We start from the raw sequence: 16,922 nt of genomic DNA on the forward strand, positions 1-16,922 counted from the left end.
ATGTAAGTTCTCTCCGGAATGTACATCCGTACCGGCCTGTAGGTAAAGCAGGGAGGCCGTGGTGACCGAGACGGCGCACCGGACCCAGGCGCAGCGGCGCGAACAAACCCGCACCGCGCTGCTCGACGCCACCATCGACTGCCTGGTGGACGTCGGCTACGCGCGCACGTCGGTGCAGGAGATCTGCGCGCGGGCGGGCGTGTCGAAGGGCGCGGTGCAGCACCACTTCACCACGAAGGCCGAGCTGATGGCGGCCGCCGTCGAGCACCTGACGACGAAGCTGCGCCGCGAGCTCGCGAAGTCGCTCGACGAGCTGCCCGGCGGCGGCTCGGGCGTTGCCGCGGCCATCGACCTGCTGTGGACCGGCTACTCCGGCACGCTTTCCACCGCCGTCACCGAGCTGTGGGTCGCCGCCCGCACCGACCCCGAACTGCGCGCGGCCATCCGCCCCGTCGACCGCGCGCTGGGCCGCGCCACGCTCGAGCACGTCACCCAGGTCGCCGGCGACCTGCCGCCCGAACGCGCGGAAATGCTGTTCTGGCTCACCGTGAACCTGACCCGCGGGCTCGCGCTGGACGCCGAGCTCGGCGGCGACCCGAACCGGCGGCGGCAGCTTCTCGAGGAGTGGAAGCGGATCGCCGTCCTGCTCTATCAGGACGCCGCCGCTGGGCCGACCTGAGTAGCACAGCGCGCGTCCCGCGCACCAGAGCCGCGCTGCCCCTTATCCCCCAGGCGGTTTCGTGGTCCAATCCCCCCGGAAGAGGGGAGTCTCGATGACCGCCAGCCCGTACCAGTACCCGTACGGTCCTCCCCCGGCGCAGCCGCGCCCGCCCGCCGCCGATCCCGGCGCGCTCTTCCGGTTGCTGGCCGGCATCCTCGGCCTCGTCGCGGCGGCGCTGGTGGTCACCGGATCGTTCCTGCCCGAGACGTCGTTCGAGCAGGTCGTGAGCGGCAAGACCGAAAGCAAGCAGACGATCAGCGCCTGGACGCGCTCGTTCGACGTCGAACCCAGCGCCGAGGCGAAGCAGTTCTACGAGAGCACGCACGTCGCGCGCTACGGGATCCCGCTGTCGGCCGCCGCGGCCGTGCTGCTCGCCGGGTCCGGGCTGGCGTTCGCGGGCGCGCGGCGTTCGGCGGGCCCCGGCGTGCGCTCGGTCGCCCGGACGGCCCTGGTGGCCGGCGGCGCCGGTGCGGCCGCGGCGGTGTGGATGCTCGGCATGGACGTCTCGGCGACCTTGAGCTACCAGTCCGACGAAGGGTCGATCAAGTCGGTCTACGCGACCGGCACGGGCTTCTGGGTGCTGCTCGGCGGCGGCGTGCTCGCGGTGCTGACGCTGGTCTTCGCGGCGCTGGCCGGACGGCGGGCGCCCGCGGCGGCACCGGCCGGGCCGCCACCGGGGCCCTACCAGCAGCAGTCGCGGCCCTACCCGGTGCCGCCGCCGCAGTTCGCGGGGCCACCGCAGCCCCATCCGGGCGGACCGCCCCGGCCGGGCGCACCGGCTTACCCGACGTCCCAACCGTTCCCCGCGCAGCCGTATCCGGCGGGGCCGCCGTCACAGCCGTTCCCGGCGCAGTCGGGCGGGCCGTCGTCGCAGCCCTTCCCGGCGCAGTCCGGTGAGGTGCCCGAGCCGTCGCAGCCCGGTGGGCTGTCCTCGCGGCTCGATGACCCGTACGGCGGCGCGACCCAGGCCCATCCGCCGCCCAGCCGGCAGGATCCGCCGTCGCCGACGGAGCCGAACTACCAGCTCCCGCCGTTGAACCCACCCAATACGTGAAACCGATTCACATCCGGCTGGACATCTGACGTACCGACGGTATGGTGTACTCGTCGGTAACCTCTGCGCGCCGTCGCGCGGACTCCGCGGAACGGAGACGTCATGACCAGCACGACCCCCGCGAACGCGGTCGAAGCCACGCCCCTGCCGGCGACCGTCGGAGGCGTCGCCGGAGCCCCGGGCTCGGCGCGGGCGGCCCAGCTCGTCGCCCGCGTGGCCGGCGGCGCCGACTCGGCGCCGATCCGGATGCACGCGCCCTTCACCGGGCAGCCGATCGCGACCCTGCCCCAGGCCACCGACGCCGACGTCCGCGCGGTCTTCGCCGACGCCCGCACCGCCCAGCGCGCCTGGGCCGACCACTCCCCCGCCGAACGCGCCCGCGTCCTCACCCGCCTGCACGACCTCGTGCTCGCCCGGCAGGACGAGGTGCTCGACCTGGTCCAGGTCGAGGCCGGCAAGGCCCGGCTCGACGCGTTCGACGAGGTCAGCGCGACCGCGCTGGTCGCGGCCTATTACGGCAAGCACGCCGCGAAGCTCCTCGCCCCGCGCCGCACCGCGGGCGTCATCCCGGGCCTGACCCGCGCCGGCGAGGTCCGGCACCCCAAGGGCGTCGTCGGGATCATCTCGCCGTGGAACTACCCGCTGGCCCTGACCGCGATGGACGTCCTGCCCGCGCTGGCGGCCGGGAACGCCGTGGTGCAGAAGCCGGACAACCAGACCGCGCTTTCGGCACTGTGGCTGCACGAGCTCGCCGAGGAAGCCGGGCTGCCCGCCGGGACCTGGCAGATCGTGCTCGGCCGCGGCTCGAAGATCGGCACCGCGCTGGTCGAGGAGTCGGACTACCTGTGCTTCACGGGTTCGACGCCGACCGGCAAGGAGCTGGCCGGGCAGGTGGCGAAGCGGCTGACGTCGTACTCGCTGGAGCTCGGCGGCAAGAACCCGATGATCGTGCTCCCCGACGCCGACGTCGCGAAGGCCGCGACGGGCGCGGTGACCGCGTGCTTCTCCTCCGCGGGCCAGCTGTGCGTGTCGGTCGAGCGGATCTACGTCCACGAGGACATCCGCGAGGAGTTCACCCGCGCGTTCGTCGCCCGAACTGCCGCATTGAAGCTCGGCGGCGCGCTGGACTACGACGCGCAGATGGGGTCGCTGACGTCCGAAGAGCAGCTCGCCGCGGTGTCCGCGCACGTCGAGGACGCGCGGGCGAAGGGCGCGTCGGTGCTCACCGGCGGCCGGGCCCGGCCCGACCTCGGCCCGCTGTTCTACGAGCCGACGGTGCTTTCGGACGTCACCCCGGACATGGCGCCGTTCGCGGAGGAGACGTTCGGGCCGGTCGTCTCGATCTACGGTTACACCGACGTCACCGAGGCGATCGACCGCGCCAACGACACGCCGTTCGGGCTCAACGCCAGCGTCTGGTCGCGCAACGGTCGCGCGGGCTGGGAGGTCGCGGCGCGGCTGAAGGCCGGGACGGTCAACGTCAACGAGGGCTACGCGGCGACGTTCGGCAGCGTCGGCGTCCCGATGGGCGGCATGAAGGACTCCGGCGTCGGCCGCCGCAACGGCGCCGAAGGCCTGCTGAAGTACACGGAGTCCCAGTCGATCGCTTTGCAGCGCGGGCTGGCTTTGCGTCCGCCTCGCCGTGTCCCGGGCTCGTTGTGGTCCCGAGGCATGACGCTGGGCCTCAAGGCCCTCCGTCGCCTCCCTCGCTGACGTGACTGAAGGGTCGGCACGCGTGATTTGAGGGTCGATACGGCGGATGCCGACGGGCCGGCCGTGTCGACCCTTCAATCACGCGTGTCGACTCCCGCGTCACGCGTGTCGACCTTCTGATCACGCGTGTTCGGCGGTCGGGGTGGTCAGCAGGCCGCGGTCGTAGGCGATGGCCACTGCTTCCGCGCGGCGGCTCGCGCCGAGTTTCGCCATCACGCGGGACAGGTGGACGCTCACCGTTTTTTCGCTGATGTACAGCTCTTCGCCGACCTGGCGGTTCGTGCGGCCCAGGGCCACGCGCTCGAGGACGTCGCGCTCGCGGTCGGTCAGCGGGTCGGCGACCGCGCGGACCGGAGCCAGTGGCTCGGCGCCGGCCAGCTCGATCCGGGCGCGGTGCGCCAGGTCCCGGACGGCGTCGCGCAGGGGGACCGCGCCGAGCCGGACCGCCACCGCGTGCGCCGCCTCCAGGGCGGCGCCGGCGTCGGCGTCCGCGCCCAGCAGGGCTTCGGCCTCGTGCCAGCGGCAGATCGCCTGCTCGTACACGGCGCCGTAGCCGAACGCCTCGGCCGCGGCCGCCCACTTCGCCGCGTCGCCCCGGCCGGACAGGCAGGACGCCGCGGCCTCCAGCCGGGCCAGCCAGGCCCGGCCCTCGGGCCCCAGCTCGCCCGAGCGCGGCTGCCCGACGACCGAGCACATCCGGCCGTGCGACAGCATCCGCTCGCCGGCCGCCACGGCCGCGTCGACGGCGGCCTGGTCACCGCGGACCCGGGCGTCGGCGGCCAGCGCGGCCGCGGCCGACACGCCGAGCGCGGCCACCCGGATGCCCGCCAGCAGGCCGGGTTCGATCCGCTCCAGCCAGCCGATGAGGTCTTCGGCGCGCCGCACGGCCTCGGCGTGCTCGCCGCGCCAGTGGGCCAGCTCGATCCCCGCGTGCCCGGCCGACAGCGGGATCTGCATGTCCGCCGTCCAGTGCTGCCGCAGCCCGGCGATCAGCTTCGCGGCCTCGTCGAACCGGCCGCGCGCGACGACGAACAGCGACCAGATCGCCTGGATCCGCGCGGCGACCGCGCTGGACACCCCGCGCCCGGCACGCCCGGCGCTCTCGTCCGGCCAGTCGCCCATGAGGTAGCGCAGCATCAGCTGCCGCGCGCGCAGCTCGATCCCGAACGAGCTCCAGCTCAGCCCGGCTTCCTCGGCCCGGGCGACGCCGCTCGCGACGTGCTCCAGCGCCTCGGCGAACTCGGCCTGGTCGTCGTAGCTCAGCGCCAGGAAGTAGGTCGCGCGGATCTCGGTGTTCGGTCCCCCGGCCTCCCGCGCTTTCCGCTTGGCCTTGCGCAGCCATTCCCGCGCCTCCTCGGCGTTGCCCGCCGAGTCGGCCAGCGTGCCCAGGGTGACCAGCGCCGACGCCTCCGCGTTCGCCGCGCCGACGACCTGCGCGTCGGCGACCGCCGAGCGGGCGCTCTCCAGCGCCGCCTCCGGCAGGTCGAGCAGCCGCAGGAACCCGGCCCGGCTGGCCAGCACCCACGCGCGCGTGTTGCTCGGCTCGGTGTCCTTCACCAGGTCCCAGGCGCGGTCGATGGCCGCGGTCGCCTCGTCGAGGGTGCCTTCCAGGGCCAGCAACGCTTCCGCCAGCCGGCGCCACGTCTTCGCCGCGCGGTCGCTCGGCACCTCCGGTGTCAGCGACTGCGTGGCCGACCGGGCGAACGCGGCGGCGCGCTCGGGCTCGCCGGACGTGCCCGCGAAGTACGACGCCTCGTGCAGCAGGCGCAGCTCGTCGAAGCCGTCCGGGCGCTCGGCCGGCGGGACGGCGTCCCAGATGGACAGTGCCTGCTCGACGTGCCGCAGCGCCGACCCGGGCGCGCCGAGCTTCTCGGCCTCGTCCATCGCGCGCAGCAACGCCGGCAGCGCCGTGACGAGGTCGCTGCTCTGCATCGAGTGGTAGGCCAGCTTCGCGTCGTGGCCGCGGCCCTGCGGCCGAGCCTGGATGCGGGCGGCGTACGCCGCGTGCGTGCGCGACCGCTCGCCCGGCAGCAGGTCGCCGTACACCGCTTCCTGCAGCAACGCGTGCCGGAACGTGTACGAGCCGTCCGAAAGCACGACGAGCACGTGGTGCTGGACGGCTTCGCGCAGTGCCTCGTCGAGCTCCAGTTCCCCCAGCCCGGAGACCTCGGCGAGCGCGGCGTGCATCACCGGCTCGTTGGCCACCGAGATGGCGCGCGCGACCCGCCGGGTGTCCGGGGACAGCCGCTCGAGCCGGGACAGCAGCACTTCGGCCAGCCCGGCGGGCAGGTCGTTGCACTCGGTCTTGGTGGCGAGCAGTTCCTCGGCGAAGAACGGGTTGCCCTCGGAGCGGCTGACGATGTCGGACACGACGTCGGCCGGCAGCGGCTCGTCGGCCAGGGCTTCGACGAACTTGCGGGCGTCGGCGGCTCCGAAGGGGTGCAGGTCGACGCGCTCGACGGTGGCCAGCCGGACCAGCTCGGACAGGAGCCCGCGCAGCGGGTGGCGCCGGTGCACGTCCTCCTCGCGGTAGCTGCCCACGACGAGCAGCCGCTGCGCCCGCAGCCGGCTGAGCAGGAAGGACAGCAGGTTGCGGGTCGACGCGTCGGCCCAGTGGAGATCCTCGAGCAGGATCACCACCGGGCGCGACTCCGCGACCTCGGTCAGCACCCCCAGTACCGCGTCGAACAGCTGCAGCTGACCGAGATCCTGCTCGGGCCGGGGACGGACCATCGTCTCCCGGTCGTTCGAGGTCATCGGCGGGTGTTCGGCCGGGCGGGGCTCCTCGAGCCCCTGGCCCTGCGGCAGCAGCCGCCCGAGCGCGGGCCGGAGCCGCACCGCGGCGGCCACCGCCGGGTCCGCCGAGCTGCCCAGCGGGGCGAGCGCTTCGGCGAACGGAAGATAAGGAAGACCGCCTTCGCGGACGTCGATGCAGCGGCCGGTGAGCACCAGCCCACCACACGCGCCGACGTGCTCGCCCAGCGCGGTCAGCAGCCGGGTCTTGCCGACCCCGGCGTCCCCCGAGAGCAGCACCGCGCCGGCCTCGCCCCGTTCTGCCCGGGCGAAGGCGGCGCGGAGCCGCCGCATCTCGTGGGTACGGGCGACGAGCGGGATTCCGGAGCCGAGTCGGGGCACGATGAGCATTGTTGCCTACCCCACCGACAGTTTCCGACCGCTTATCGCCATCGACACCATGACCCGGCCCTCACCGGGCGGTCTTGCCGGCGCCCGCGGTCTCCCGCGCGGTCTCGCGGCGCTCCTGCGCCGGGACCTCGACGTCGGCGCGCGCGGCCCGCAGGTGGCGGATCGCGCGGCGGGCGCGGCCGGCCCAGGCGCTGCGCCCGGCCTTCCGCAGTTCCTCGGCCCGGTACGCCGCTTCGGCGCGGACCGCGTCGAGCATCAGATCGCTGTGCATCGTGTTCCCCTGTTCCCGAGTTCTCCGGTTGGTAGCACTCAGGTTCGTCCTGAGGGGGTTCCTCAGGCATCGGGTGATCACGCAGGCCTGGCCGTGAAAAGACCCCTTACTCCCGGCCGAGCCCAGCTCGACGGGGGTAAGGGGTCTTTTCCAGGGTGCCTCAGTCGTGTGCCGGGCCGCCGGGCCGCACCGCGGCCAGCAGCCCCCGCCAGCCCGACGCGGGCAGGCGGAACGCACCACCTTCGGGGTCTTTCGAGTCGCGCACCGCGGCACCGCCGTCGACGAACGCGACCTCGACGCAGTCGTTGCCGCCGCCGCTGTGGCTGCTCTTGCGCCACCGCGCCCCGGACAGATCTTCCATGGTCCCCACTCCTTACTGTGTCCTCGGTTCCAGATGGTGCACCGGAGCCGGAACGGCGGCCTGTTCGGCGAACCGTCCGGCCGCCTCGGCGATCAGCTCCACCGAGTCGTCCGGTTTCAGTGCGGCCGCGCGCAGATGGTCGAACATCAGCCCGTAGCGCCGCACGTCTGTGGGTTCCTCCAGGTACAGGCCGCTGGACGTGCTGTCGTCGACGTAGACGACGTCCGGGTCGGCCTGCTCGGGGAAGCCCATGATCAGGAAGGGACCTTCCATGCCCGGGTGCGCACCGGCCCCGAACGGGACGACCTGGATGGTCACGTTCGGCTTCTCGGCGACGGCGAGCATGCGGTAGAGCTGCTCGGCCATCACTTCGGGACTGTCGACCACCCGGCGCAGCACAGCCTCGTCCATCACGGCCCAGTACTCCGGCGGCGGGGTGTCGGACAGGAGCTCCTGGCGCGCCATCCGGGCGGCGACGCGGCGGCGGATCTCGGCGTCTTCGGCGTCCGGCCGCAGCGCCCGGATCACGGCGCGGGCGTACCGCTCGGTCTGCAGCAGGCCCGGCACGAGCAGGGCCTGGAACGCGCGCAGCGAGCTGGCGTCGGCCTCGAGCCCGACGAACGTGCCGGTGAAGACCTCGTTGTAGGCGTGCCACCAGCCGCGCTTGCGGGCTTCTCTGGCCAGCTGGACCAGGGCTTCCTGCTCGTCACCGGTGATGCCGTAGAGGGCGAGCATGTCCCGGGCGTCGCGCGGGGTGACCCCGACGTGGCCGGTTTCGATGCGGCTGACCTTGGAGGCGGAGCACTCGAGCTTCTCGCCCACCTCGTCGATCGTGAGGTCCGCGGCTTCGCGCAGGCGGCGCAGCTCGCCCGCGAGCCTCCGGCGGCGAACCGTGGGGCTCTGTCCCCTTGCCATCGCGGCACCTCCGGGTGTCGACGGCGTCTTCGCCGTTCGCTTGCTTCCTGTATCTAACCAGCCGTGCGCGGACCTGGTGGAGCATTAACACCGGGTCGATTCCCGGTGCCGGAACTGCAATTTGCAGAATGCTCTTGTATCCTCGCACCCTGCACTGCGACCGGAGGGGGCAACACGCCGGGTGGTCCACCCGCCGTGGCCACGACCGGCCTCTGAGCAGGGTAGACGATGATCGTACGGCGTGCCGCACGATCATTTGACGAAGGGGTCCGGGGCCGTCCCCCGATCGGTCCCGGCCCCCTTCCCCGGCCTTGGTGCCCCATTCCGGCGGTGAATATTCTGGCTATTAGTCGCCCGTAAGGGTGATTTCCCGGCAGTCTTCAGAGGACGCGCAGGAGTCCTTCTTGGACGACCGTCGCGATGAGCGTGCCGTCCTGGGCGAAGAACCGGCCCGTGGCGAGGCCGCGGGCGCCGGACGCGGTCGGCGAGGCGCTGTCGTAGAGGAACCACTCGTCGGCGCGGAAGGGCCGGTGGAACCAGAGCGCGTGGTCGAGGCTCGCGCCGAGCACCTTGTCGGTGTCCCAGTAGACGCCGTGGCGCGCGAGCACCGAGTCCAGCAGCGTCATGTCCGAGGCGTAGGTCAGCACGCAGACGTGCAGCAGCTGCTGGTCGGGCAGCTTGCCGTCGGCGCGCATCCAGACCTGGTTGCGCGCGGGGCGCTCCCCCGTCTCGCGGGTGATCCACGGCGGCTCGTTGACGTAGCGCACGTCGATCGGGCGCGGCCGGCTGTGCGCGCCGATCGCGTAGCCCTCGGCGCGCTCCATCAGCGTCGGCAGCGTTTCGGGCGCCGGGACGCCCTCGGGCATCTCTTCGGCGTGCTCGATGCCCGGCTCGTCCTTCTGAAACGACGCCGACAGCGAGAAGATCGCCTTGCCGTGCTGGATCGCGATGACCCGGCGGGTGGTGAACGAGCGGCCGTCCCGGATCCGGTCGACCTCGTAGATGATCGGCACGCTCGGGTCGCCGCCGCGGATGAAGTACGCGTGCAGCGAGTGGACCCGGCGTTCGTCGGGGACCGTGCGCCCGGCCGCGACCAGGGCCTGGCCGGCGACCTGCCCGCCGAACACCCGCACCGGCGAGTGGGCGGGCGAGACGCCGCGGAAGATGTTCTCTTCGATCTTCTCCAGGTCCAGCAGCGCGATCAGGCGGTCCAGCACCGGCTGGCCGCCACCCGGGATCTCCAGTTCGGTGGCGGCCGTCCTGGCCATTTCAGTCATGGCCAGACCCTATGTGCTGCGGGGGTGGGACGTCCCTTATGCGTGGTCGTCTTCACCGAGGCGGTGCACGTGGATCAGGTTGGTCGAGCCGACGGTGCCCGGCGGGGAACCGGCGACGATGACGACCAGGTCGCCCTTCTGGTACTTGCCCATTTCGAGCATCGCGTGGTCGACCTGCTGGATCATCTGGTCGGTCGAGTCCACCCGCGGCACGATGTGGGTGTTGGTGCCCCAGGTCATCGACAGCTGGCTGCGCACGCAGTCCTCCGGCGTGAACGCCAGCAGCGGCAGCCGCGTGTGCAGCCGGGCCAGGCGGCGCACGGTGTCGCCGGACTGCGTGAAGGCGACCAGGGCCTTGGCGTTCAGCCGCTCGCCGATGTCGCGGGCGGCGTAGGAGATCACGCCGCGCTTGGTGCGCGGGACGTGCGTCAGCGGCGGGACCACCGGCGAGTCGGTCTCGACCGCCTCGACGATCCGGCCCATGGTCTGCACGGTCTCGATCGGGTAGCGCCCGACGCTGGTCTCGCCGGACAGCATCACCGCGTCGGTGCCGTCGAGGACCGCGTTCGCGACGTCGGAGGCCTCGGCGCGGGTCGGCCGGGAGTTGTTGATCATCGACTCGAGCATCTGCGTCGCGACGATGACCGGCTTCGCGTTCTCGCGGCAGATCTGGATGGCGCGCTTCTGCACCAGCGGGACCTGCTCCAGCGGCAGCTCGACGCCCAGGTCGCCGCGGGCGACCATCACCGCGTCGAAGGCCAGCACGATGGCCTCGAGGTTGTAGACGGCCTCGGGCTTCTCGATCTTGGCCACGACCGGCAGCCGGCCCTTGCCGACCCGGTCCATCACCTGGTGGACCAGGTCGATGTCGGCGGGCGAGCGCACGAAGGACAGGGCGATGAAGTCGACGCCCAGCTCGAGCGCGAACTCGAGGTCCTCGATGTCCTTCTCGGACAGCGCGGGCACCGAGACGTCCATGCCGGGCAGCGAGACGCCCTTGTTGTTGCTGACGGGGCCGCCTTCGGTCACCTCGCAGACCACGTCCGGACCTTCGACGCCCTTGACCACCAGGCCGACCTTGCCGTCGTCGACCAGCAGGCGGTCACCGGGCTTGGCGTCCTTCGCCAGGCCCTTGTAGGTGGTGGAGACGCGGTCGTGGGTGCCGGCGACGTCTTCGACCGTGATCCGGACGATGTCGCCGTTGTGCCACTCGACCGGTCCGCCGGCGAAGGTGCCGAGGCGGATCTTCGGGCCCTGGAGGTCGGCGAGGATGCCGACCGCCCGGCCGCTCTCGGCGGCCGCGGCCCGGATGAGGTCGTAGACCTCCTTGTGGTCGCTGTGGCTGCCGTGGCTGAAGTTCATCCTGGCCACGTCCATGCCCGCGTCGACGAGGGCCCGCATCTTCTCCGGCGTCGCCGTCGCGGGGCCCAGGGTACAAACGATCTTCGCTCGTCGGCTCACGTTCGCACAGCGTAGTCCCTCGCCGCGCGTTCGTCTGTACCGATCCCGAAAAGTTCAGAAAAACTGTTCAGAAACCTGTCCTGTCCAGCTGGTCAGCGCCGGGGCAGTTCACTGGGCCCGACGCGGTCGCGGGCCCACTCGTTGAACTCGCGCACCTGCCGCCACGCCTTCTTCACCCGATCGAGGGCACCCCGTTCGTGCAGGACGTCGTCCGGTTCCCAGACGCGGACCGCGTACACCGAGCGGTACCGCAGCAGGTCGAGGCGGGGGTGGTCGGCGTCGAAGCCGCGGGGCTTGGACTTCAGGCGGTCGCCGCGGACCTCCCAGCCGGCCTTCCGGAGCTTGGCGAGGATCTTCTCCAGCGCTTGGCCGTGCAACTCCGTGTCGACGGCCGTGCGGAACCGGGCGATCTGGTCGGACTGCAGGTGGAAGCAGCCGCCGCCGACGCGCAGGCCTTCCGGGCCGACCTCGACGTAGTACGCGCCGCCGCCGCGGCCCTGCTCGATCACCGCGCCGCAGTGGGTCTTGTACGGCGTCTTGTCCTTCGCGAACCGGACGTCGCGGTAGGGGCGGAACACCTTGGGTTCGCCGAAGCCGTCGGAGAACTCGGGCGCGAGCTCGGCGAGCAGCGCCTCCATCGGGGCGCGGACGTCGGTCTTGTACGTCTCGACGTGGTCGTCCCAGTAGGGCTTCGAGTTGTCCTGCACGAGGCCGTCGTAGAAGTCGACGGCGTACTCGCCGAATCCGCTGAACGTCACGGTGCAGAACGATAATCGGGGGCACCGACAAGTTTCGCCGGCGCCCCCGAGGGCGTCACTTCGCGACGGCCGTGATCAGCTCGCCGTCCGTGGTGTCGCCCGAAAGCTCCCAGAACATCGCGCCGCCGAGGCCCTGCTGCTTGGCGTAGCCGAGCTTGCCGGCGATGGTCGACGGGGTGTCGTAGCTCCACCAGTTGCCGCCGCACTTGGCGTAGGCGGTCCCGGCGACCGTGCCGGTCGAGGGGCACGAGCTCTTGAGCACCTTGTAGTCCTCGATGCCCTGCTCGTACTTGCCGGGTGCGGGGCCGGTCGCGGTGCCGCCCGGGGCGTCCTGTGTGACACCGGTCCAGCCGCGGCCGTAGAAGCCGATGCCCAGCAGCAGCTTGCTCGCCGGGACGCCCTTGCTCTTGAGCTTCTGGATCGCGGCGTCGGAATAGAAGCCCGCGGTCGGGATGCCGTCGTAGCTGCTCAGCGGCGAGTGCGGGGCGGTCGGGCCCTGCGCGGCCCAGGCGCCGAAGTAGTCGTAGGTCATCACGTTGTACCAGTCGACGTCCTGCGCGGCGCCGCCGTAGTCGGCCGCGTCGATCTTGCCGCCGTCGGTGCCGTCGGCGGTGATCGCCGCGGTGACCAGCTGGGAGCCGAACTTGGCGCGCAGCGCGGACATCACGTTCTTGTAGGCCGCGGCGCCGCTGGTGTCGCAGGAGAGCCCGCACGCGTTGGGGTACTCCCAGTCGATGTCGATGCCGTCGAAGACGCCGGCCCAGCGCGGGTCGTTGACGAGGTTGTAGCAGGAGTCGGCGAAGGCGGCGGGGTTCTGCGCGGCCTGCCCGAAGCCGCCCGACCAGGTCCAGCCGCCGAAGGACCAGAGGACCTTCAGGCCGGGGTGCTTGGCCTTGAGCTTCTTGAGCTGGTTGAAGCTGCCGGCGAGCGGCTGGTCCCAGGTGTCGGCGACGCCGTCGACGCTGCCGGCGGCGTCGTAGGTCTTCTGGTAGTCGGCGTAGGCGTCGCCGATCGCGCAGCCGCCGTTCGTCACGTTGCCGAAGGCGTAGTTGATGTGCGTCAGCTTGTCCGCGGAACCCGACGTCTCGATGTTCTTGACGTGGTAGTTCCGGTCGTAGACCCCCCATTCGGTGAAGTAGCCGACGACCTTGCCGACGGAGGCTTCGGTTCTCGCGGGAGCACCGGTCGCGGCGACGGCGGTGAACCCGCCCGCCACGAGCCCGGCGGCGACCGCCGCGGTGAGCAGCGCCGAGAAGCTCTTCCTGCGGAAACGGGACATGCCTTCTCCCTCCGGAGAATTACTCACGGCCACGGTGCCGGAGTGGTGGGGACCACACCACCGTAAGTGGACTAGACCACTAGGTCAATGGTTCAGACCAAGTGGCAGTGCGCATGCCTTGACAGGAATATGCCGCGCGGAGCACATTTCAGGGGTGATGCAGACCTTCGAGGTGCTGGCCGAGCCGCGCCGCCGCACGATCCTGGACCTGCTGCGCGACGGCGAGCGTTCGGTGGGCGAGCTGGTCGACGAGCTTTCGCTCAGCCAGCCCGCGGTGTCCAAGCACCTGCGGGTGCTGCGGGAGGCCGGGCTCGTGACGGTCCGGGTGGCGGCCCAGCGGCGGTGCTACGCACTGCGCCCCGCCCCCTTGGCGGAGGTCGACGCCTGGCTGGCGCCCTACCGGCAGTTCTGGTCGGACCGCCTGGACGCCTTGGAGCGCCGCCTGGACGAAACCGACCCCCGCTGACAGGGCCGGTTCGCTACCGCTTCGCGCTCTTGCCCGTGGCCCCCTTGCGCCCGGTTTCCGCTTTCCCGCCCGTTTTTCGTGCAGGCTTCCGCCACGCTTTCCGGACACCGCGCACACCACGCCCGACCTTGGCCAGCCAGCCCAGGACCGCGAGCACCACGACACCCAGACCACCGGCGAGCCAGATGATCTTCTTCCCGGTTTCCCCCACGTCCCACCCGGAAGCGGCAGCACCGGAACCTGCCGACGCGGCCGGCCCCGGCGAGGCGGGTTCAGCCGCCGTGGCGGACAGGCTCGGCTCGCTGACTTCGACGACCGACAGGTAGGTCAAAGTTTGCGCGGCACCGTCTCCAGCGGTGGCACCCGAGGCACTCTCGGCACCGACGACAGCCGGTTGGAGCTCCAGGCGCAGCCGGCGCGAGCCGGCCGTGTTTCCGGTGACGGACCAGCTCCAGTTCAGCAGGCCGGCCGGGTTGAAGGAGCGTGAAGTCCAAGCCGGGGGATCGACCGACATCGAATCGTCCCCGACCAGCCGCGCGCTGAGCACGCATTTGACATCCAGGGACGACCCCATGAGATCGAGACCGGGAATCACCTGCTCCGGCGGCAACGGATGATCCCTGACGTCGACGGCGGCGAGGTAAACCCCGGGAACACTTTTCTCCAGGTCGAGCTTCTGCGGATAGTCGATCTGCGCGATCCGCCAATGCTCGGCGCTGAGGCGGCATTCTTCGACGAACTCTTGCAGCGGCTGTGGATCAGCGGGCGGACTCGAACCGGGTGCGGTCGGTTGAGGGGCGTACACGGTCGCGGGCGGCGGCGTTTCCCCTGTCGGCGACTCGGTTGCCGGCGCTCCGACCTGCGGTGCTCCACTGACGGCCGGCCCGGAACCGGCCGAATGGAGCGCGAGCGGCAGGAGGCCGATCGCCAGCGCGACGATCAGCCAACCAACCAGCAAGATGACGTGCGGTCGACGAGGAGAACGCGGATTTCGGTGTTCGCTGCCCACTTGACTTCACCCTGCCTGCTCGATTACCTCACAGACTCGCGAGCCGGATCGTCTCCGTTACGGCAGGAAGCGGCGTTCACCGGATGGACGGACCGGTAACCGGAATTCACGACTGGGCCCCGCAATCGGGCGAACAGTCATCCGCGCTCGGCCGGCTCGAAGGCGATGCCCGCCTCGGCCGCGCGGCGCTCGCCCCACTCGTACAGCGCCGTCAACGCCGGGCGGAGCTCCTCCCCCACCTCCGTCAGGTGGTACTCGACGCGCGGGACCCGGCCGTCGAGCTCGACGCGGCGGACTATCCCGTCCGCCGCCAGCTCGCGCAACTGCTGGGTCAGCATCTTCTCGCTCACCCCCGGCATCCGCCGCCGGAGTTCGCCGTAGCGGTGCGCGCCTTCCTTGAGGTGCGCCAGGATCACCGGCTTCCACTTGCCGCCGATCAGGTCGACCGCCAGCTCCACCGCGCAGTGGTAGCGCTTCATCCCGCCCTCCCTACGCACCGGAAAGTACGTGGTTGCCCGGCCGGGGCACCACTGGTTGCCTGGTCCCGTGATCGTGCCAGAAACCCCGAGCCTCTCTGATTGGGCCGGCGGCCACGAGGCCCTCGTCAAGCTGCTGACGATCTTCTACGGCCACGTCCTCGAGGACCCGCTGCTCGAGGACGTCTTCCGCGGCATGGACCCGGACCACCCGAAGCACGTCGCGGTGTGGCTCGGCGAGGTCTTCGGCGGGCCGGCCGGCTACTCCGCGAGCCACGGCGGCCACGCGCACATGGTCGGCAGGCACCTCGGCCGCGGGATCACCGAGCAGCAGCGCCGCCGCTGGGTGTCGCTGCTGCTCGACGCCGCCGACGAAGCGGGCCTGCCCGGCGACCCCGAGTTCCGGGCCGCGCTCGCCGGCTACCTCGAGTGGGGCAGCCGCCTGGCCGTGCTCTTCTCCGCGCCCGGCGCCGAGCCGGACCCGCACGAACCGGTGCCGCACTGGGACTGGCCGATGCCGCCCTGGCAGCCACCGGCGTCCTAGCCGCATAGTGAAGGGCAGCCGGAAAGGAGGCCGCCCGTGATCCGGGTCGACGGCCGGACCCTGCGCTGCGCGGACGTGGTGACCGCGGCGCGCACCGGGGGTCCGCTGGGCATCGACGTCTCGATCGCCGCCCTGCGCGCGGCCGAGCACGCCTGGAAGCTCGCCGACGAGCTGAGCACGCGGCGGCTCGTCTACGGCCGCACCACCGGCGTCGGCGCCAACAAGGACGACACCGTCGAGAGCTCACAGGAACACGGGCTGCGGCTGCTGCGCAGCCACGCGGGCGGCAGCGGCGACGAGATGCCCGCCGCGCAGGTGCGCGCGATGATGCTGATCCGCCTGAACCAGCTGCTGGCCGGGCGGTCGGGGATCAGTCCCGAGCTGATCGGCGCGCTGGCCGAGGCCGTCCGCTCCGGCGCGCTGCCGCTGGTCCACCGGCTCGGCGCGATCGGCACCGGCGACCTCGCGCCGCTCGCGGAGACCGCGCTGGCCCTCACCGGCGAACGGCCGTGGGTCACCGGGACCGTGCCGCCGGTGCCGGTGCTCGCGGGTGACGCGCTGGCGTTCATGAGCAGCAACGCCGCCACCCTCGCCGAGGCGACCCTCGCCGCGATGCGGCTCGACACGCTCACGCGCGCCAGCCACGCCGTCGCCGCGCTGACCTACGTCGCGCTCGACGGCAACCCCGAGGCGTACGCGACGCCGGTGCACGAAGCTCGTCCGCACGCGGGGCAGGTCGCCTGCGCCGCGGAGATGCGGCGGCTGCTGGGCATGCACCAGACGCCGAAGCCGGGACGGCGGATCCAGGACCCGTTCGGCCTGCGGGCGTTCCCGCAGGTCCAGGGCCCGGCACTGGACGCCATCCACTACCTGCGGGACGTCCTGGCCGTCGAGATCAACGCGAGCACCGAGAACCCGATGATCTCGACGGTGCACGGCGACGCCTACCACCACGCGCACTTCCACACGGCGTACGTCTCGACGGCGCTGGACCAGGCGCGGGCGACCGTCCACCAGGTGGCGGAGCTGTCGGTGGCGCGGCTGGGCGACCTGGTGGAGCCGGAGTTCACCGGGCTGCGGCCGTTCCTCGCGGCGGGCCCGGCGGGCAGCTCCGGCGTGATGATCCTGGAGTACGTGGCGCACGACGCGCTCACGGAACTGCGGCAGGCGGCGCTGCCGGCGACGCTCGGCACGGCCGTCGTCTCACGCGGGATCGAGGACCACGCGAGCTTCTCGACGCAGGCCGCCCGCGCCGCGACGGCCGCCTGCGCGGCCTACCAGCAGGTGCTGGCGTGCGAACTGGTCGCGGCGGTCCGCGCGCTGCGGATGCGCGACGCCGACCTGGTCGACCTGCCGGTGCGGGACGCCTACGACGCGGCGGCCGCGGTGCTCGACGAGAGCGTCGACGACCGGCCCCTCACCGACGACATCGCCGCCGCGGTCGGCGTCCTGGACTCACTGGCCCGGATCTGA

Annotated in this window: 16 protein-coding genes; 6 read left to right on the forward strand and 10 right to left on the reverse strand. The window is 71.9% G+C overall.

Going from position 1 to position 16,922, the window contains the following annotated elements:
* Window positions 1-61: 61 nt before the first annotated feature.
* The 3 genes from ACWEN0_RS15985 (at window position 62) to ACWEN0_RS15995 (ending at window position 3,488) form a co-directional block, all read left to right on the forward strand.
* Complete coding sequence (locus ACWEN0_RS15985; protein ID WP_451973690.1) at window positions 62-679, forward strand: TetR/AcrR family transcriptional regulator; 618 nt, start codon at window positions 62-64, stop codon at window positions 677-679.
* Between the two features lie 94 nt (window positions 680-773).
* Entirely contained in the window at window positions 774-1,775 is a 1,002-nt protein-coding gene (locus ACWEN0_RS15990; RefSeq protein ID WP_451973692.1) for a hypothetical protein, read from the forward strand.
* Window positions 1,776-1,877: 102 nt separating this feature from the next.
* Complete coding sequence (locus tag ACWEN0_RS15995) at window positions 1,878-3,488, forward strand: succinic semialdehyde dehydrogenase (RefSeq protein WP_451973694.1); 1,611 nt, start codon at window positions 1,878-1,880, stop codon at window positions 3,486-3,488.
* Between the two features lie 120 nt (window positions 3,489-3,608).
* On the opposite strand, the gene ACWEN0_RS16000 is transcribed toward ACWEN0_RS15995, so the two are convergent.
* The 8 genes from ACWEN0_RS16000 to ACWEN0_RS16035 form a co-directional block, all read right to left on the reverse strand.
* Complete coding sequence (locus tag ACWEN0_RS16000; protein WP_451973696.1) at window positions 3,609-6,632, reverse strand: helix-turn-helix transcriptional regulator; 3,024 nt, start codon at window positions 6,630-6,632, stop codon at window positions 3,609-3,611.
* Between the two features lie 61 nt (window positions 6,633-6,693).
* Window positions 6,694-6,903 carry a hypothetical protein gene (locus ACWEN0_RS16005; RefSeq protein WP_451973698.1) on the reverse strand — a complete coding sequence of 70 codons (210 nt, stop codon included), beginning with the start codon at window positions 6,901-6,903 and terminating at the stop codon, window positions 6,694-6,696.
* A 160-nt stretch (window positions 6,904-7,063) separates the two neighbouring features.
* A complete protein-coding gene (locus tag ACWEN0_RS16010) occupies window positions 7,064-7,264 on the reverse strand; it encodes a DUF397 domain-containing protein (protein ID WP_451973700.1) in 201 nt (66 codons plus the stop codon).
* A 12-nt stretch (window positions 7,265-7,276) separates the two neighbouring features.
* The gene (locus tag ACWEN0_RS16015; protein WP_451973702.1) at window positions 7,277-8,179 is read right to left on the reverse strand and encodes a helix-turn-helix domain-containing protein; all 903 of its coding nucleotides are present in this window, start codon (window positions 8,177-8,179) and stop codon (window positions 7,277-7,279) included.
* A 380-nt stretch (window positions 8,180-8,559) separates the two neighbouring features.
* Window positions 8,560-9,456 (reverse strand): acyl-CoA thioesterase II, encoded by an 897-nt coding sequence (tesB, locus tag ACWEN0_RS16020; protein ID WP_451973704.1) that lies wholly within the window; start codon window positions 9,454-9,456, stop codon window positions 8,560-8,562.
* A gap of 36 nt (window positions 9,457-9,492) precedes the next feature.
* Complete coding sequence (gene pyk, locus ACWEN0_RS16025; RefSeq protein ID WP_451973706.1) at window positions 9,493-10,917, reverse strand: pyruvate kinase; 1,425 nt, start codon at window positions 10,915-10,917, stop codon at window positions 9,493-9,495.
* Between the two features lie 92 nt (window positions 10,918-11,009).
* Complete coding sequence (locus tag ACWEN0_RS16030) at window positions 11,010-11,675, reverse strand: DUF2461 domain-containing protein (protein ID WP_451973708.1); 666 nt, start codon at window positions 11,673-11,675, stop codon at window positions 11,010-11,012.
* 55 nt (window positions 11,676-11,730) lie between these two features.
* Window positions 11,731-12,954, reverse strand: coding sequence for a glycoside hydrolase family 18 protein (locus tag ACWEN0_RS16035; RefSeq protein WP_451973710.1), 1,224 nt, complete (start codon window positions 12,952-12,954; stop codon window positions 11,731-11,733).
* Between the two features lie 157 nt (window positions 12,955-13,111).
* Here ACWEN0_RS16035 and ACWEN0_RS16040 point away from each other — a divergent pair, with 157 nt between their 5' ends.
* The gene (locus tag ACWEN0_RS16040) at window positions 13,112-13,420 is read left to right on the forward strand and encodes an ArsR/SmtB family transcription factor (RefSeq protein WP_451974295.1); all 309 of its coding nucleotides are present in this window, start codon (window positions 13,112-13,114) and stop codon (window positions 13,418-13,420) included.
* Window positions 13,421-13,433: 13 nt separating this feature from the next.
* On the opposite strand, the gene ACWEN0_RS16045 is transcribed toward ACWEN0_RS16040, so the two are convergent.
* The gene (locus ACWEN0_RS16045; protein ID WP_451973712.1) at window positions 13,434-14,429 is read right to left on the reverse strand and encodes a hypothetical protein; all 996 of its coding nucleotides are present in this window, start codon (window positions 14,427-14,429) and stop codon (window positions 13,434-13,436) included.
* A 137-nt stretch (window positions 14,430-14,566) separates the two neighbouring features.
* Window positions 14,567-14,908 (reverse strand): winged helix-turn-helix transcriptional regulator, encoded by a 342-nt coding sequence (locus ACWEN0_RS16050; RefSeq protein ID WP_451973714.1) that lies wholly within the window; start codon window positions 14,906-14,908, stop codon window positions 14,567-14,569.
* 67 nt (window positions 14,909-14,975) lie between these two features.
* On the opposite strand from ACWEN0_RS16050, the gene ACWEN0_RS16055 reads away from it, so the two are divergent.
* Both ACWEN0_RS16055 and ACWEN0_RS16060 read left to right on the forward strand, forming a co-directional pair.
* The gene (locus ACWEN0_RS16055; protein WP_451973716.1) at window positions 14,976-15,449 is read left to right on the forward strand and encodes a group II truncated hemoglobin; all 474 of its coding nucleotides are present in this window, start codon (window positions 14,976-14,978) and stop codon (window positions 15,447-15,449) included.
* Between the two features lie 36 nt (window positions 15,450-15,485).
* A complete protein-coding gene (locus ACWEN0_RS16060; protein ID WP_451973718.1) occupies window positions 15,486-16,922 on the forward strand; it encodes an aromatic amino acid ammonia-lyase in 1,437 nt (478 codons plus the stop codon).

The sequence above is a fragment of the Amycolatopsis sp. NPDC004378 genome (genome assembly GCF_053602455.1).

What these genes read in the sequence shown, in the direction of transcription:
- ACWEN0_RS16040 (WP_451974295.1), top strand. Translation starts at nt 13,112, where the DNA reads ATGCAGACCTTCGAGGTGCTGGCCGAGCCGCGCCGCCGCACGATCCTG.
- ACWEN0_RS16015 (WP_451973702.1), bottom strand. Translation starts at nt 8,179, where the DNA reads ATGGCAAGGGGACAGAGCCCCACGGTTCGCCGCCGGAGGCTCGCGGGC.
- ACWEN0_RS15990 (WP_451973692.1), top strand. Translation starts at nt 774, where the DNA reads ATGACCGCCAGCCCGTACCAGTACCCGTACGGTCCTCCCCCGGCGCAG.
- ACWEN0_RS16000 (WP_451973696.1), bottom strand. Translation starts at nt 6,632, where the DNA reads ATGCTCATCGTGCCCCGACTCGGCTCCGGAATCCCGCTCGTCGCCCGT.
- ACWEN0_RS16005 (WP_451973698.1), bottom strand. Translation starts at nt 6,903, where the DNA reads ATGCACAGCGATCTGATGCTCGACGCGGTCCGCGCCGAAGCGGCGTAC.
- ACWEN0_RS16010 (WP_451973700.1), bottom strand. Translation starts at nt 7,264, where the DNA reads ATGGAAGATCTGTCCGGGGCGCGGTGGCGCAAGAGCAGCCACAGCGGC.
- ACWEN0_RS15995 (WP_451973694.1), top strand. Translation starts at nt 1,878, where the DNA reads ATGACCAGCACGACCCCCGCGAACGCGGTCGAAGCCACGCCCCTGCCG.
- ACWEN0_RS16050 (WP_451973714.1), bottom strand. Translation starts at nt 14,908, where the DNA reads ATGAAGCGCTACCACTGCGCGGTGGAGCTGGCGGTCGACCTGATCGGC.
- ACWEN0_RS16035 (WP_451973710.1), bottom strand. Translation starts at nt 12,954, where the DNA reads ATGTCCCGTTTCCGCAGGAAGAGCTTCTCGGCGCTGCTCACCGCGGCG.
- tesB (WP_451973704.1), bottom strand. Translation starts at nt 9,456, where the DNA reads ATGACTGAAATGGCCAGGACGGCCGCCACCGAACTGGAGATCCCGGGT.